The 14,450-nt window shown below is 74.3% G+C and carries 12 protein-coding genes; 3 read left to right on the top strand and 9 right to left on the bottom strand.

What is annotated here, in order from left to right:
- Positions 1–182: 182 nt before the first annotated feature.
- Complete coding sequence (gene topA / locus IEV65_RS00670) at positions 183–3,011, bottom strand: type I DNA topoisomerase (protein WP_188427711.1); 2,829 nt, start codon at positions 3,009–3,011, stop codon at positions 183–185.
- 134 nt (positions 3,012–3,145) lie between these two features.
- Here topA and IEV65_RS00665 point away from each other — a divergent pair, with 134 nt between their 5' ends.
- Positions 3,146–3,841: a hypothetical protein gene (locus tag IEV65_RS00665; RefSeq protein ID WP_229734758.1), complete on the top strand. Its 696-nt coding sequence runs from the start codon at positions 3,146–3,148 to the stop codon at positions 3,839–3,841.
- Between the two features lie 12 nt (positions 3,842–3,853).
- Here the strand turns inward: IEV65_RS00665 and IEV65_RS00660 are convergent, their stop codons facing one another.
- Entirely contained in the window at positions 3,854–5,455 is a 1,602-nt protein-coding gene (locus tag IEV65_RS00660) for a DUF7059 domain-containing protein (RefSeq protein WP_308642540.1), read from the bottom strand.
- A gap of 107 nt (positions 5,456–5,562) precedes the next feature.
- Positions 5,563–7,893 carry a sodium-translocating pyrophosphatase gene (locus IEV65_RS00655; protein ID WP_188427709.1) on the bottom strand — a complete coding sequence of 777 codons (2,331 nt, stop codon included), beginning with the start codon at positions 7,891–7,893 and terminating at the stop codon, positions 5,563–5,565.
- A gap of 150 nt (positions 7,894–8,043) precedes the next feature.
- On the opposite strand from IEV65_RS00655, the gene IEV65_RS00650 reads away from it, so the two are divergent.
- Positions 8,044–10,362, top strand: coding sequence for a DEAD/DEAH box helicase (locus IEV65_RS00650; protein WP_188427708.1), 2,319 nt, complete (start codon positions 8,044–8,046; stop codon positions 10,360–10,362).
- A gap of 126 nt (positions 10,363–10,488) precedes the next feature.
- Positions 10,489–10,962, top strand: coding sequence for a hypothetical protein (locus tag IEV65_RS00645; protein WP_188427707.1), 474 nt, complete (start codon positions 10,489–10,491; stop codon positions 10,960–10,962).
- A gap of 42 nt (positions 10,963–11,004) precedes the next feature.
- On the opposite strand, the gene IEV65_RS00640 is transcribed toward IEV65_RS00645, so the two are convergent.
- From IEV65_RS00640 to IEV65_RS00615, 6 genes are all read right to left on the bottom strand, one after another.
- Positions 11,005–11,400, bottom strand: a complete 396-nt coding sequence (locus IEV65_RS00640; protein WP_188427706.1) for an Rv3654c family TadE-like protein — start codon at positions 11,398–11,400, stop codon at positions 11,005–11,007.
- Positions 11,397–11,762: a TadE family type IV pilus minor pilin gene (locus tag IEV65_RS00635; protein WP_229734757.1), complete on the bottom strand. Its 366-nt coding sequence runs from the start codon at positions 11,760–11,762 to the stop codon at positions 11,397–11,399. The genes IEV65_RS00640 and IEV65_RS00635 overlap by 4 nt, the downstream gene beginning before the upstream one ends.
- Positions 11,759–11,962 (bottom strand): DUF4244 domain-containing protein, encoded by a 204-nt coding sequence (locus IEV65_RS00630; protein WP_188427704.1) that lies wholly within the window; start codon positions 11,960–11,962, stop codon positions 11,759–11,761. The genes IEV65_RS00635 and IEV65_RS00630 overlap by 4 nt, the downstream gene beginning before the upstream one ends.
- 135 nt (positions 11,963–12,097) lie before the next feature.
- Positions 12,098–12,688 carry a type II secretion system F family protein gene (locus IEV65_RS00625; RefSeq protein WP_188427703.1) on the bottom strand — a complete coding sequence of 197 codons (591 nt, stop codon included), beginning with the start codon at positions 12,686–12,688 and terminating at the stop codon, positions 12,098–12,100.
- Positions 12,685–13,329: a type II secretion system F family protein gene (locus IEV65_RS00620; RefSeq protein ID WP_188427702.1), complete on the bottom strand. Its 645-nt coding sequence runs from the start codon at positions 13,327–13,329 to the stop codon at positions 12,685–12,687. Before IEV65_RS00620 ends, IEV65_RS00625 begins: the two co-directional genes overlap by 4 nt.
- Positions 13,326–14,405, bottom strand: a complete 1,080-nt coding sequence (locus tag IEV65_RS00615; protein WP_229734756.1) for a TadA family conjugal transfer-associated ATPase — start codon at positions 14,403–14,405, stop codon at positions 13,326–13,328. Before IEV65_RS00615 ends, IEV65_RS00620 begins: the two co-directional genes overlap by 4 nt.
- Between the last annotated feature and the right edge of the window lie 45 nt (positions 14,406–14,450).

The following is a 14,450-nucleotide window of genomic DNA, read 5'->3' as shown; positions in this document are numbered from 1 at the left end:
GCCTGATCGCGCCCTGCAGCAGCCGTGTTCCGCAGCCCTCCCCGCCGACCTGGCCTGATCGCGCCCTGCAGCCCACCCCGCCGCCGCGTCCGGCAGGCCGTCCCGCGAGGATCGTCACGTGGAAGTCGGGGACGTACCCGACTTCCGCGTGACGATCTTCGCGGGACGCTCTGGCTGGGGCCTCAGGCCTTCTTGGCCGCCCGGGTCGTCCTCGTCGCGGAAGTCTTCGTCGCGGTGGTCTTCGCGGCCGTCTTCGTGGCGGTGGTCTTCGTCGCGGTGGCCTTCGTCGCCGTCGCGTTCTTCGCCGTGGCCTTCTTCGCCGTGGTCTTCTTCGCGGTCGTCTTCCGGGCCGCGCGCTTGCGGGTCGTCGGGCCCTTGGCGCGCTTCTCGGCGAGCAGCTCGAAGGCCCGCTCCTGGGTCAGCTCCTCCGGCTCGTCGCCCTTGCGCAGCGTCGCGTTGGTCTCGCCGTCGGTGACGTAGGGACCGAAGCGGCCGTCCTTGACCGTGACCTTCCTGCCGGAGACCGGGTCCTCGCCGAACTCCTTCAGCGGCGGCTTGGCCGCAGCCCGGCCGCGCTGCTTGGGCTGGGAGTAGATCTCCAGCGCCTCGTCGAGGGTGATGTCGAAGATCTGCTCCTCGGAGGTCAGCGAGCGCGAGTCGGTGCCCTTCTTCAGGTAGGGCCCGTAGCGGCCGTTCTGCGCGGTGATCTCCACGCCCTCGGCGTCGACCCCGACCACGCGCGGCAGCGACATCAGCCGCAGCGCGGTCTCCAGGTCGATGGTGGCCAGGTCCATGCTGGCGAAGAGCGACCCCGTGCGCGGCTTGACCTTCCTGGCGCCCCGCTTGGGCGCCTCCTCCGGCTCGGGGAGCACCTCGGTGACATAGGGCCCGTAGCGTCCCGCCCGGGCGACGATCTCGTGACCGGTCTCCGGGTCCGTGCCCAGCACGCGCCCGTCGTCGGCCGCGGCCTCGAGCAGCTCGCGGGCCTTCTCCGGCGTCATCTCGTCCGGGGCGACCTCGTCGTTGACGGTCGCGCGACGCGGCTCGGCGCCGTCCTCGCCCTCGACCTCGACATAGGGGCCGTAGCGGCCGACGCGCACGACCACGCCGTCGCCGATCGGGATGGTCGAGACACCCCGTGCGTCGATCTCGCCGAGGTCCTCGACCAGGTCGCGCAGGCCCTCGACCGAGCGCGCCTCGTCGCCGAAGTAGAAGCGGCGCAGCCACGCCACCCGCTGCTCGTCGCCGCGGGCGATGCGGTCCAGGTCCTCCTCCATGGAGGCCGTGAAGTCGTAGTCGACCAGCGTCGGGAAGTGGCGCTCGAGCAGCTGGGTCACGGCGAACGCCAGCCACGTCGGGATGAGCGCCGACCCGCGCGAGCGGACGTAGCCGCGGTCCTGGATCGTGCCGACGGTCGCGGCATACGTCGAGGGGCGCCCGATGCCCTTCTCCTCCAGCGCCTTGACCAGCGTCGCCTCGGTGTAGCGCGCGGGGGGGCTGGTCTGGTGGCCCTGCGCCTCGGCGCGCAGCGTCTCCAGCGCGACCCCCTCGCTGAGCCGCGGCAGCCGCCGACCCATGCCGTCGGCCTCGTCGCCGCCGAACCGGCTCTCGTCGCGGCCCTCCTCGTAGGCCGCGAGGAAGCCGCGGAAGGTGATGACCGTGCCGCTGGCGGAGAACTCCGCGGACCGGTATGCCGTGCCGTCGCCCCCGCGCGTCCCCTCGGGGAGCGTCGCGGTCAGCCGGACGGTGGCGGTCGAGCCCTTGGCGTCCGCCATCTGCGAGGCGACGGTGCGCTTCCAGATCAGCTCGTAAAGGGCGTACTCCTGCCCGCGCAGCTCGCCGGCGACCTGGGCCGGGGTGCGGAAGCGGTCACCGGCCGGGCGGATCGCCTCGTGCGCCTCCTGGGCGTTCTTGGCCTTCCTGCCGTAGACGCGGGGGCTGTCCGGGACGTACTCCGCGCCGTACATGTCCCGGGCCTGCGAGCGCGCCGCGGTGATCGCCGAGCTCGACAGCGTCGTCGAGTCGGTCCGCATGTAGGTGATGTAGCCGTTCTCGTAGAGCCGCTGCGCGGTGCGCATCGTCGTCTGGCTGTTCATCCGCAGCTTGCGGGAGGCCTCCTGCTGAAGCGTGGAGGTGGTGAATGGCGCCGACGGCCGGCGCGTGTAGGGCTTCTCGGCGACGTCGCTGACGACGACGTCGGCCTCGCGGGCACCCTCGGCCACGGCCTGCGCCCCGGCCGCGTCCAGGTGCACGGCGGCCTTGGTGCGCAGCGTCCCGTCGTCGGCGAAGTCGCGGCCGGTGGCGACCCGGCGGCCGTCCAGCCCGCTCAGCCGCGCGGTGAACGACTCGCTGGCCGAGGCCCCCTTGCCCGCCTGGGCGAAGTCGCCCTCGACGTCCCAGTACGAGGCCGAGCGGAACGCCATACGCTCCCGCTCCCGCTCGACGACCATCCGGGTGGCGACGGACTGCACGCGGCCGGCCGACAGACCCTGCTTGACCTTGCGCCACAGCACCGGGGAGACCTCGTAGCCGTAGAGCCGGTCGAGGACGCGCCGCGTCTCCTGGGCGTCCACCAGGTCGGTGTCCAGGTCACGGGTCTCGTTGACGGCGCGCTGGATGGCCTCCTTGGTGATCTCGTGGAAGACCATCCGACGGACCGGCACCTTGGGCTTGAGCACCTCGAGCAGGTGCCAGGCGATCGCCTCGCCCTCACGGTCCTCATCGGTCGCCAGGAAGAGCTCGTCGGCATCCTTGAGCGCCCGGCGCAGCTCGGTGACCTTCTTCTTCTTGTCGGCGTCGACGACGTAGTAGGGGTCGAAGTTGTCCTCGACGTTGATGGCGAACTTGCCGAACGGGCCCTTCTTCAGCTCGGCGGGCAGGTCCCGCGGCTGCGGGAGGTCACGGATGTGCCCCACGCTCGCGTCGACGCGGTAGTCGGCCCCCAGGTACTCCCCGATCTTCTTCGCCTTGGCGGGTGACTCGACGATCACCAGCTTGCGCCCAGCAGTCACGGTCTGCTCCTTCTGCGGCACCCGTGTGCCGCGGATTCGTCGCGGCTCCGACACGGGACCTTCGGGCGTCACCGTAGCCGATGCCGCGGTTGCGTCTAGGCTGGTCCCCCATGACGGTCCGCACAGGAGCAGGTATGTCGAGGGGCGCCCGGGTGCGCCCCCTCGTGACCGTGCTGCTCGCCTCCGCCCTGGCGCTCGCGGGCTGCAGCGGGGAGGACGAGGGCGGGGCCACCTCCACGACGGGCGCGGGCACCGACAGCCAGGCGCCCAGCGGCGGCGACGCCGGCGAGGAGACGGGGGCGGCCGCGTACACCGGCCCGCCCACCGAGCCGGGCGACATCCGGCCTGCACCCGGTGAGCGCTCCGCCGCGGGCGGCACGTCGGTCGTCGTCACCGGCGACCGCGCCGCGTTCGTCCTGCCCAGCGCCAACGCGGCCTGCACGGTCAGCGCCGCGACTGCGGTCTGCCAGCTCGACGCCGACGCCCAGGGCTTCTCGGTGCAGGGCGGGCACCTGGTCGACGACGCCCTCGGCGACTGCAGCGCCGGCAACGCCAACGCGATCATGATCAACGACGGCCAGGGCGCCTGGACCTGCGTCGAGGACCCGATCAAGCCCCAGGCCTGGGTGGCCCAGGGCGGCTGGTGGGCCAAGGCCAACGGGTCGGCGACCACCAAGGTCGGCAACCGCACGATGGCGGTGCTGGACTACGGCTCCACGCTGACCGTGGGCGACGTGACCTGCTCCTCCGCGGAGGACGGCGTGCGGTGCAGCAACGCCTCCACCGGCCGCAGCTTCTTCCTCTCCCGCGGCGGCTACACCTACGGCTGAGCCGGCGGCTCCTCAGCGCAGCAACCCGTCCTTGACGAGGTCGCGCACCAGCGGCACCAGCGCCTGCTGGACGTCGGCGACCTCCGACCCCGTGAGCACGGCCAGGCCCGCGCACAGCTGCCGGGCGGTGAGCTCCCCGTCGCAAGCACCGACGAAGCCGGCGCCGAGGGTGTCGAGCCGCACCACCCTGCGCAGACCGCCGCCCTGGCGCAGCTGGATGACCTGCGGGTCCGGCGCACCCGGTCGGCCGACCCGCTCCTCCGTCACGTCGTCGGCCACCTGCCAGGGCACGTCGAGCAGCTCGTCCTCGGTGTGCTCAGCCAGCCAGGTGCGGGCCCGCAGCCCGGCGAGCACGGTCGGCCCCATGGGCGAGGCGACCGGGGTGCGCACCTCGTCCATGTCGCGCCAGGGATCGCGCTCGCCGACCGGCCTCTGCAGCGTGACCACCCCGAACCCGACCGCCGCCACGCCGCGCGCGTCGAAGTCGCGCAGCCACGCGGCATACAGCGCGTCGAACCGGGCCGTCCCGGGGCGGTGACCGCCGTCCCGGGCCCAGGTCTCGGCATACTCGGCGACGTCCTGGACCTCCCGCTGGACCACCCAGGCGTCCAGCCCCGTGCCGTCCAACCAGCGGCCGACACGCTCGCGCCAGTCCTCCCCCTCCGCGAGCTCCCAGTTGGCCAGCAGCTGCGCGATGCCGCCGGGGTTGAGGTGCTCACCGATGCCCCGGACCAGATCCGCGACCAGCGCGTCGCCCGCGACACCGCCGTCGCGGTACTCGTAGACCGGCACGTCCGCGGAGCGCGGCGTGATGACGAACGGCGGGTTGCTCACGACGAGGTCGAACCGCTCCCCCGCGACGGGCTCGAGCAGGCTGCCGCGGCGCAGGTGCAGCGGGACGTCGTTGAGGGCCGCCGTGAAGAGCGCGTGCTCCAGCGCGCGCCCCGACAGGTCGGTCGCGACCACCGGGTATGCCGTGTGCCCGGCCAGGTGCAGCGCCTGCACCCCGCAGCCTGTGCCCAGGTCGAGGGCCCGCTCGACCTGGGGACGCGGGGTCCAGGAGGCGAGGGTGGTCGAGGCGCCCCCGACCCCGAGGACGTGGTCGGTCGGCAGGGCACCGCCGAGGGCGATCTCGGACAGGTCGGAGGAGACCCACCAGGTGTGCTCCTCGTCGCCGTAGGGACGCAGGTCGCTCGTCGCGACCGCCGTCGCGTCGTCGCCGTCAGGATGGGTGACCAGGCGCAGGGCGAGCAGGCCGGCGATCCCGGTCCGCGGGAGCGTCGCCTGCAGCGTGGCGGTCGGCACGGGTCGGCCGAGGACGAAGCAGCGGACGAGCACGGCCACCGGGTCGGGCTCGTCACGGGTGGCGAGGTCGGCCGGGAGGGGCTGCTCGCGCCACAGAGCCGCTGCCGCTCGCTCGCCCAGCACCTCCTGGACCCGGTCCACGGTGTACACGGCGGCTGCCAGGTCCTCGCGCAGCGCGGCCACGAGGTCGGGGACGACGACGGGCGCAGGGGGCGCGGTGCGGTCCGCGGTGGGTGAGGTGTCGTCGGTCAGGGGCGCGTCGTCGGTCAGGGGCGCGTCGTGGGACGAGGGCTCGTGGCGGGTCGGCACGGCACGAGGTTGTCACACGACCGTCGCGAACAGCGACCGCCCGCCCCACGGCCAGAGCCGGTGGACGGGCGGTCGCTGCTGCGGTGCGGTGCCGCGAGGCTGAGGTGTCAGCTCTCGGTGAGGACCCCGGCCCTCTCGGGGGCGTCGCCGATCGCGATGTCGCGGCGCTTGGAGACCACGACGGCCGCGACGATCACCACGAGGGCGACGAGCGCGATGCCCCAGCGGATCGGCGCGCTGGCGCCGTCGCCGTAGGTCAGGCCGATGATCGCCGGGGCGATCAGCAGCGCGACGAGGTTCATCACCTTGATGAGGGGGTTGATGGCCGGGCCGGCGGTGTCCTTGAAGGGGTCGCCGACGGTGTCGCCGATGACGGTCGCGGCGTGGGCGTCCGTGCCCTTGCCGCCGTAGTGGCCGTCCTCGACGATCTTCTTGGCGTTGTCCCAGGCGCCGCCGGAGTTGGCCAGGAAGATGGCCATGAGCACACCGGTGACGATGGCGCCCGCCAGGTAGCCCGCGAGCGCGCCCACGCCCAGGCCGAAGCCGACGGCGATCGGGGCGAAGACCGCGAGCAGACCCGGTGTGGCCAGCTCGCGCAACGAGTCGCGGGTGCAGATGTCGACGACGCGGGCGTACTCCGGCTTCTCGGTGTAGTCCATGATGCCGGGCTTCTCGCGGAACTGGCGGCGGACCTCGAAGACGATCGCCCCGGCGGCGCGGGTGACGGCGTTGATCGCCAGGCCGGAGAAGAGGAAGACGACGGCGCCACCGATGAGCATGCCGACGAGGGCGCGCGGGTCGAAGACGAGGAACTGGTCCCAGACCGCCCCGGTGTCGTCGCCGACGGCCGTGCGCACGGCCTGGACGATGGCGTCGAGGTAGGAGCCGAAGAGCGCGGTCGCCGCGAGCACGGCGGTCGCGATAGCGATGCCCTTGGTGATGGCCTTGGTGGTGTTGCCGACCGCGTCCAGCTCGGTGAGGATCTGCGCGCCCTCCCCGTCGACGTCGCCGGACATCTCGGCGATGCCCTGCGCGTTGTCGGAGACCGGGCCGAAGGTGTCCATCGCGACGATGACGCCGACGGTCGTCAGCAGGCCGCAGCCGGCGAGCGCGACGAAGAAGAGCGAGAGGATGAGCGACCCGCCGCCGAGCGTGAACAGCGCGAAGATGGCGATCGCGATCGTCACCGCGGTGTAGACGGCGGACTCCAGGCCCACGCCGATGCCCGAGAGGACCACGGTGGCCGGCCCGGTCAGCGAGGTGCGGGCCACGTCGTTGGTGGGCTTGCTCTCGGTGCCGGTGAAGTAGCCGGTCAGCCAGAGGATGAAGGCCGCCAGCACGATGCCGATGACCACGGCGGCCGCCGCGCCGAGCGCGGGGTTGACGTCCACGACGCTCGCCGCGCCGCCGGCCAGCAGGCCCTCGTCGGTGATCCCGCCCAGCTGCGAGGCGTCGTCCGGCAGGACGACGAACGCGGCGATGACCGAGGCGACCGCGGCGACACCGGCGGAGATGTAGAAGCTGCGGTTGATGGCGCGCAGGGCGTTCTCGCCGTTGCGCGCGCGGGTGATGTAGACGCCCAGGATGGCGGTGACGACACCGATCGCCGGGATGATGAGGGGGAAGGTCAGACCGCCCTCGTTGCCGAGCGCCGCGGTGCCGAGAATGAGCGCCGCGACGAGCGTGACGGCATACGACTCGAACAGGTCCGCGGCCATGCCGGCGCAGTCACCCACGTTGTCGCCGACGTTGTCGGCGATGGTGGCCGCGTTGCGCGGGTCGTCCTCGGGGATGCCCGCCTCGACCTTGCCGACCAGGTCGGCGCCGACGTCGGCGGCCTTGGTGAAGATGCCGCCGCCGACCCGCATGAACATCGCGAGCAGCGCGGCGCCGAAGCCGAAGCCCTCGAGCACCTTCGGGGCGTCACCGCGGTAGATGAGCACGACCAGTGCCGCACCGAGCAGCCCCAGGCCGACCGTGGCCATGCCGACGGTGCCGCCGGTGCGGAAGGCGATGCGCATGCCCGCGTCCCGGTCGCCGTGGCGGGCCGCCTCGGCCACGCGCATGTTGGCGGCGGTGGCGAGGTTCATGCCCAGATAGCCGATGCTCGCCGAGAACGCCGCGCCGAAGAGGAAGGCGACCGAACGGCCGATCCGGACCCCCAGGTCGTCGGCGGGCAGGGCCATCAGGAGGAAGAAGGCCACGACGGCGAAGATGCCCAGGGTGCGGAACTGGCGGCCCAGGTAGGCGGAGGCACCCTCCTGCACGGCGCCGCCGATCTCCTGCATGGACTCGGTCCCCGGCGAGGCGGCGAGCACCTCGCGCCGGTAGACGAAGCCCATCACCAGGGCGACGAGCGCGATGCAGAGCACCACGACGACGATCGAGGTGTCGGCGCTGGACAGCGTCACCTCGGTCACGGCACGGACGGGTGTCATAGGTACACCTTCCTGAGGTGGCCCGCGGCTCTGCGGGCAGCGGCGCGGGGGTCCTCCCCGCTGTGTGGATGCGGTCACTGTAGCGACCTGACGGACGGTGCCGGGTCGCGGGCATGGTATGTCGTCGCACGGACGTACGGTGGGACGACGATGACGCAGCCCGCACCCTTCGACCCGCAGACGGCGCTGGCCCACCTGACCCGTGGCCCACGCGCCGGGCGGCTGGTGCATGCCCGCACGGTCCCGGCGCGCGAGGGACGGACCGTCCCGTGGCCGGCCTGGGTCGCTCCCGAGGTCACCGCGGCGCTGCACGGCGAGGGGATCCACACCCTGTGGGGCCACCAGTCCGAGGTAGCGGAGCACGCGCGCGCGGGTCGGCACGTGATCGTGGCCACCGGCACCGCGTCCGGCAAGTCCCTGGGTTACCTGCTGCCGGTGCTCACCGCGCTGTGCGAGGGGGCCGGCGCGGCCAGCGGTCGTGGCGCCACCGCGCTCTACCTCGCCCCCACCAAGGCGCTTGGCGCCGACCAGGCGGCACGGCTGCACACCCTCGCCGTTCCCGGGGTGCGCACCGCGACGCTCGACGGCGACACCCCGCCGGAGGAGCGGCGCTGGGTGCGCGAGCACGCGCACTACGTCCTCACCAACCCGGACCTGCTCCACCACACGCTGCTGCCGGGCCATGAGCGCTGGCGGGCCTTCCTCCGGGCGCTGCGCTACGTCGTGGTGGACGAGTGCCACGTCTACCGAGGCGTGTTCGGCGCCCACGTCTCCGCGGTGCTGCGTCGCCTCCTGCGGGTCGCTGCGCGGTATGGCGCGCACCCCACCGTCGTCCTCGCCTCGGCCACGGTGGCCGAGCCTGAGCGGCTCGCCTCGACCCTCGTGGGGCAGCCCGTGGTCGCGGTCACCCAGGACGCGTCGCCGCGTCGGGAGACGTTGGTCGCCCTGTGGGAGCCCCCGACGGCGGAGGACGGGACCCGCCGCGGCACGACCGCCGAGACCGCCTCGGTGCTGGCGGACCTGGTCGACACCGGGGTGCAGACCGTGGCCTTCGCGCGGTCCCGCCAGGGCGTCGAGGTCGTGGCCTCCCGCACCCGCCAGGAGCTCGAGGCCCGCGGCGCACCGCCCGCCGACGGTCTGGTGGCCGCCTACCGCGGGGGCTACCTGCCCGAGGAGCGTCGCGCGCTCGAACGTTCGCTGCGGGAGCGGGAGATCATGGGCCTGGCGGCGACGAGCGCGCTGGAGCTCGGGATCGACATCGCCGGTCTGGACGCCGTGGTCATGGCCGGCTGGCCGGGCACCCGTGCCTCTTTCTGGCAGCAGGCCGGGCGCGCGGGACGCCGCGGGGCTCCCTCGCTCGCCGTGCTCGTGGCGGCCGACGACCCGCTCGACGCCTACCTCCTCTCCCATCCCGAGCTGATCTTCGACGCGCCCGTCGAGGCCTGCGTCCTGGACCCGCAGAACCCGTACGTCCTCGCGCCGCACCTCGCTGCGGCCGCCGCCGAGCTGCCGCTGACCAGGGACGACGTCAGGTGGTTCGGCGAGCTGGTGCCGGAGCTGGCCGAGCAGCTGGTGGCCGGAGGGGTCCTGCGCCGCCGCCCCACGGGGTGGTACTGGGCACGCGAGGACCGCGCCAGCGACCACGTGCAGCTGCGCGACGCCGGGCAGCCGGTGCAGATCGTCGACGCGCGCAGCGGCCGGGTGCTCGGGACGGTGGACGAGGAACGCGCGCTCACGACCGTGCACGAGGGCGCGGTGTACGTGCACCAGGGAACACCCCACGTGGTGACCGAGCTGGACCTGGAGGCGGGCGTGGCGATGGTCGTCGTGGGCGACCCCGGCTGGACCACCCGGGCCCGCAGCGAGAGCACCTTCAGGATCCGGTCCACCGAGTCCGCCACCGCCTGGGGAGCGGCGCACCTGTGCACCGGCCGGGTGGAGGTGACGACGCGGGTCACCAGCTTCCAGCGGATCCTGCCCACGGGTGAGGTGATCGGCCAGCACCCCCTCGACCTCCCCGAGCGCTGCCTGGTCACCCAGGCGGTGTGGTGGACCCTCCCCGAGGAGGAGCTCGCGCTGGCCGGGATCGGCCAGGACGCGGTCCCGGGCGCCCTGCACGCCGCCGAGCACGCCGCGATCGGGATGCTCCCGCTCCTGGCCACCTGCGACCGCTGGGACGTCGGCGGCGTCTCCACCGCCCTGCACCCCGACACGGGGTTGCCGACGGTGATGGTCTACGACGGCCACGCCGGCGGCGCGGGCTTCTCGCGGCGGGGCTACGGCGAGGCCGCGACCTGGTTCGCGGCCACCCGCGACCTGGTCGAGGAGTGCGCGTGCGACGCGGGTTGCCCCCGGTGCGTGCAGTCGCCCAAGTGCGGCAGCGGCAACGACCCCCTGGACAAGGCGGGCGCGGTCGCGGTCCTCTCGCACCTGCTCACCGAGCGCAGCGTCACGGTCCCAGCCAGGTAGCAGGCCTGGACCTCGACGCGCTCGCATGGTGCGACGGCGCGGGGTCGGTTACCCTCGGCAGCGCCGCGTCACCCAGGCAGCGGCCGCGGTCCTGGTCGCGCGTGCAGCCCCCGGAAAGGTCCCGACATGCTGATCTTCGGCTTCCTGCTGATCCTCCTGGCCGCGGGCGTCATCGCCTACATGGTCGCCGCCACCACCGGGATGCCGGACGTACGCCTGGACTACGGCATCCTCAACCTCGAGCTGCCGCCGCTGTGGCTCTACCTCGCCGGCCTGCTGACCCTCGCCGTCGCGGCCCTGGGGTTCTGGATGGTCGGCGCGGGCGCCCGCCTGAAGGCGCGTCGGGCCAAGGAGGTCCGTGAGCTCAAGCGCCAGGCCAAGCAGGCTGACCGACGCGTCGAGCGGGCCGGCGACGCGACCGTCCCCCGCCCCACGTCGGTGCCGGGACCGGCCAGGACGCAGGCCCCGGTCACCGGCTCGACCACGACCGCTCCCGGGGCGACGACCGGACCGACGACTCAGGGGCCGACGACCACCGGACCGACCCCCGGGCCGGCTCGCCCGGACGGGACCCTCGGCAGGGACGTCGACGGCCGCTGAGAGCTCGGCCGCGCCCGCTCCCAGCACCGTTGGGGCTCGCTCTCACGGCACGACGCCTCCCGCCCGGGCTCGTGCCTCCACCGTCCAACCCCCAGCGGCAGTGTCCCGGGCTGCGGTGACCCGGACCGACGGCAGACCTCTCGATCCGACGCGTCCGGCGACGTCCAGCGAGCACGAGGTCAGCGGGGCACCGTTGCGCGCCGCGACGGCTGAGGCTGCCGCGCACACCTCCCCCTCGGAGGCGCCCTCCAGCGCGCGGCCGGCTGCGGCGAGCGCGGCGAGGTCGGCAGCCGTCCTGGCTCGCTGACCGGCGATCGCCACGTCGGCGATCAGCAGACCAGCCACCAGCAGGGTGAGGAGCACCCCCACCAGGCCGACGGCCAGGACGGTCCCGCTCCCCCGTTCGGCGTGGTGCCTCCCGGCACCGACGACACTCACGGTCGGGCCCCCGGCTCGAGCTGCGCGACCGCCTCGGCCTGCGCCGCCGGGAGACCTGGCAGGGTGCGGGCACGACGCGGGCCGAGGACCTCCACGCGGACCAGGTCGTCCTCCCGCTCCACCGAGATGCGCGCGCCCTCCGGTAGCCGGGTCTCCGCGAGCGCCCGGACCGCGTCGGCCTGCTCCCCGCGGGACGCCGCGCGGGCGGCCACCCGCGCGGCGTCCTCGCACCGGAGCTGGTCCAGCGCGAACGTCATCCCCGAGAGGCACAGCGCGAGCACCAGGACCACGGCCGGGGTCGCCAGGGCCAGCTCGGCCGTCGTCATCCCCGCGTCGTGGCCCCGGTGCCCGCGCCGCGTCACAGCGACACCGACAGGGCGGTGGTGATGACGTTGGCCACCAGCGTCTCGATCGAGCCCGACTTGATGACCGCGAGCAGCAGCGCGGCGAACGCACAGGCCGCGATCGTGCCCACGGCATACTCGGCCGTGGTCATCCCGGCGTCCTTGGTGCGGCGCAGCTGGCGGACCGCCGCCGCGAGCGACATGGTGCTTCTCTTCATGTTCCCCTCCTGGTGTTGCGACCCCCGACTGGGATCGGCGTGGTTCAACTCTCGGTCGCGCGGGCCGGCCCGTCAGGTGCCCCGACGAGATCTGTGGACGACCGCGCGGTCGCCCTGCCGGGTGTGGACAACTCGTCACGAGAGGTCGCGCACCAGCGCGAGGACGAGCGGGACGACCGTCGTGAGCACGAAGGCCGGCAGGTAGGCGAGCCCCAGCGGCAGGACCAGCCGCACCGCCAGCCTGGCGGTCGCGACCTCGACGTCCGCGACGGCGTCGCGGCGCAGGTCCGCGGCAGCTGCGAGGAGCGCCTCGGTCGGCGCGACGCCGGCTGCCTCGGCCAGGCCCAGCGCCCGTCGGGCCGGTGCCCAGTGGTCTCCCGTGCGCTCCCACACCTGCACGGGGTCGTCGCCACCCGCCAGCCCTGAGGCGACCTGCCCAAGCTCGGCCCCGAGAGGCGCGGGCAACGTCGAGGCCACCTCCGCCACCGCTGCCACCACCGACGCCCCACCCCCCAGCGCGAGCGCGATGAGCTCGAGGGCCTCCGGCACGAGGTGCCGACCCCCGGTCCCGCCAGCGGTCCCCCGTCGCGCGTCGGTCCCGAGGACACCGCCGGACGCCGGCGGCGGTCGCGTCGTCACGCTCCATCGCCGCGGGGGCGACGGCCAGGACAGGATCCCGGCCACGGCGAGCGCGGCGGCGCAGAGCAGCTGCACGCTCTCGCTCATCCCAGGTCGCTCACCCGGGCCACCATCGCCCGCACGACGACGTGGCCGGTGGCCAGCAGGACGGCCCCGCCCACGAGCGAGGCCAGGGCCGGGACGCTCCCGTAGAGCGTGACCGGCCCCACCCCCAGCACGGCCGCCAGGCCGATCCCGGCCAGGGGAAGGAGTCCGAGGACGGTCGCGGTCGCACGCGCGCCGGCGGTCGCGGTCTCCAGTGCCCGCGCGAGACGGTGTCGTTCGCGCGCTGCATGAGCCGCGGTGCGCACGGCGCCCGCCAGGGGCGCGCCGGTCGCGACGGCGACCACCCACGCACGGCCGGCGGCGGCCAGGGTCGGGCTGGCCGTCCGGCGCGCGAGCCTGAGCCACACGGGCCCGAGGGACTGCCCCAGGTCGGCGGCCCGGCGCAGCTCGACCCACTCCGGCGGCACCACGCCCGCCCGCGACGCGCCGTCCAGCGCGAGCCGCACCGCCCGGTGCGTGGGCATCCCGGCCTCCAGCGCGGCGGCCAGGCCGTCGAGAAGGTGGACCTCCTCGAGGACCGGTGCGGGACCGCGCCCCCGGCCCAGCAGACGCAGCGCTCCTGACGGCTCGCGGCGCGCGTCCCGCCGACCGGGGCGGTGCGTCACGCGTCCGGCCGCGCTCATCGGACGACGACGCGGGTGTCCGGCGTGCGGGGCAGGAGGTCGCGCAGGTCCCGGGGCAGCCCAAGGAGGCCGCTCAGCCGTCCCCAGCCCGGCCCCGTCTGCCAGCGGCCCGGCCCACCTGCCAGCGCGGACACCGCTCGCACCCGGCCGTCGGCGCCCCGCTCGAGGACGGCGACCTCGGTGAGCCGGCGACGCCCGTCGTCCCGCGCGACGTGCACGACGACCTCGACGGCGCTGGCGAGCTGGGCGTGGACAGCATCGGGGCTCATCGACGCCAGGGCTCCCAGGGCCTCCATGCGGGCCACCACGTCGGAGGCCGCGTTGGCGTGGACGGTCCCGCAGCCACCCCGGTGACCGGTGTTCAGCGCGGCCATGAGCTCCCGGCACTCCCCGCCGCGCACCTCGCCGACCACAAGGCGGTCCGGCCGCATCCGCAGGCTCTGCCGCACCAGCGAGGTGAGCGTGACCTCGCCGCGCCCCTCGACGTTGTTGCTGCGTCCCTGGAGGTGCACCACGTGCGGATGGTCGACCGAGAGCTCACGGACGTCCTCGACGACGACCACGCGCTCCGCAGGCTCGACGCAGCCGAGCATCGCGGCGAGCAGCGTCGTCTTGCCGGAGCCCGTCCCGCCCGTCACCAGGAAGGAGGCGCGAGCCGCGACGACGGACTCGAGGACCGTCCGTGCTCGCTCATCGAGCGCACCCCAGGCCACCAGCCGATGCAGGCTGGGCGCCACCGACCGCGGCACGCGCAGACTGACGTGGGGCCCACCGGACACCACCGGCGGCAGGACTGCGTGCAGACGCACCCCGCCCGGCAGCAACCCGTCGACGTAGGGACTCGCGTCGTCGAGCCGCCGCCCGGCGAGGCCCGCCAGGCGGACGGCAAGACGGCGCACGGATCGATCGTCGCTGAGCACCACCGGAGCCGGTTCGACGCCGCGCCCCCGGTCCACCCAGACCCCGCTGTCGCCGTTGACCAGCACGTCGGTGACCAGCGGGTCCTCGAGCAGCGCGGCGAGCGGACCGAGCGCTGCCGCGACGGACCCGGTCGCCGCCACGGCGGCAGGCGGCATGGATCCACCCGCCCCCGCGCTGCCGTCCGGCCCATGGCCGCGGAC

Source organism: Ornithinimicrobium tianjinense, from assembly GCF_014636495.1.
Taxonomy (GTDB): Bacteria; Actinomycetota; Actinomycetes; order Actinomycetales; family Dermatophilaceae; genus Ornithinicoccus; species Ornithinicoccus tianjinensis.
This window is presented reverse-complemented; position numbering and strand designations above follow the sequence as displayed.

Coding starts and splice junctions, on each gene's coding strand:
- IEV65_RS00665 (WP_229734758.1), top strand. CDS start 3,146: ATGTCGAGGGGCGCCCGGGTGCGCCCCCTCGTGACCGTGCTGCTCGCC.
- IEV65_RS00655 (WP_188427709.1), bottom strand. CDS start 7,893: ATGACACCCGTCCGTGCCGTGACCGAGGTGACGCTGTCCAGCGCCGAC.
- IEV65_RS00650 (WP_188427708.1), top strand. CDS start 8,044: ATGACGCAGCCCGCACCCTTCGACCCGCAGACGGCGCTGGCCCACCTG.
- IEV65_RS00645 (WP_188427707.1), top strand. CDS start 10,489: ATGCTGATCTTCGGCTTCCTGCTGATCCTCCTGGCCGCGGGCGTCATC.
- IEV65_RS00630 (WP_188427704.1), bottom strand. CDS start 11,962: ATGAAGAGAAGCACCATGTCGCTCGCGGCGGCGGTCCGCCAGCTGCGC.
- IEV65_RS00625 (WP_188427703.1), bottom strand. CDS start 12,688: ATGAGCGAGAGCGTGCAGCTGCTCTGCGCCGCCGCGCTCGCCGTGGCC.
- IEV65_RS00620 (WP_188427702.1), bottom strand. CDS start 13,329: ATGAGCGCGGCCGGACGCGTGACGCACCGCCCCGGTCGGCGGGACGCG.
- IEV65_RS00615 (WP_229734756.1), bottom strand. CDS start 14,405: ATGCCGCCTGCCGCCGTGGCGGCGACCGGGTCCGTCGCGGCAGCGCTC.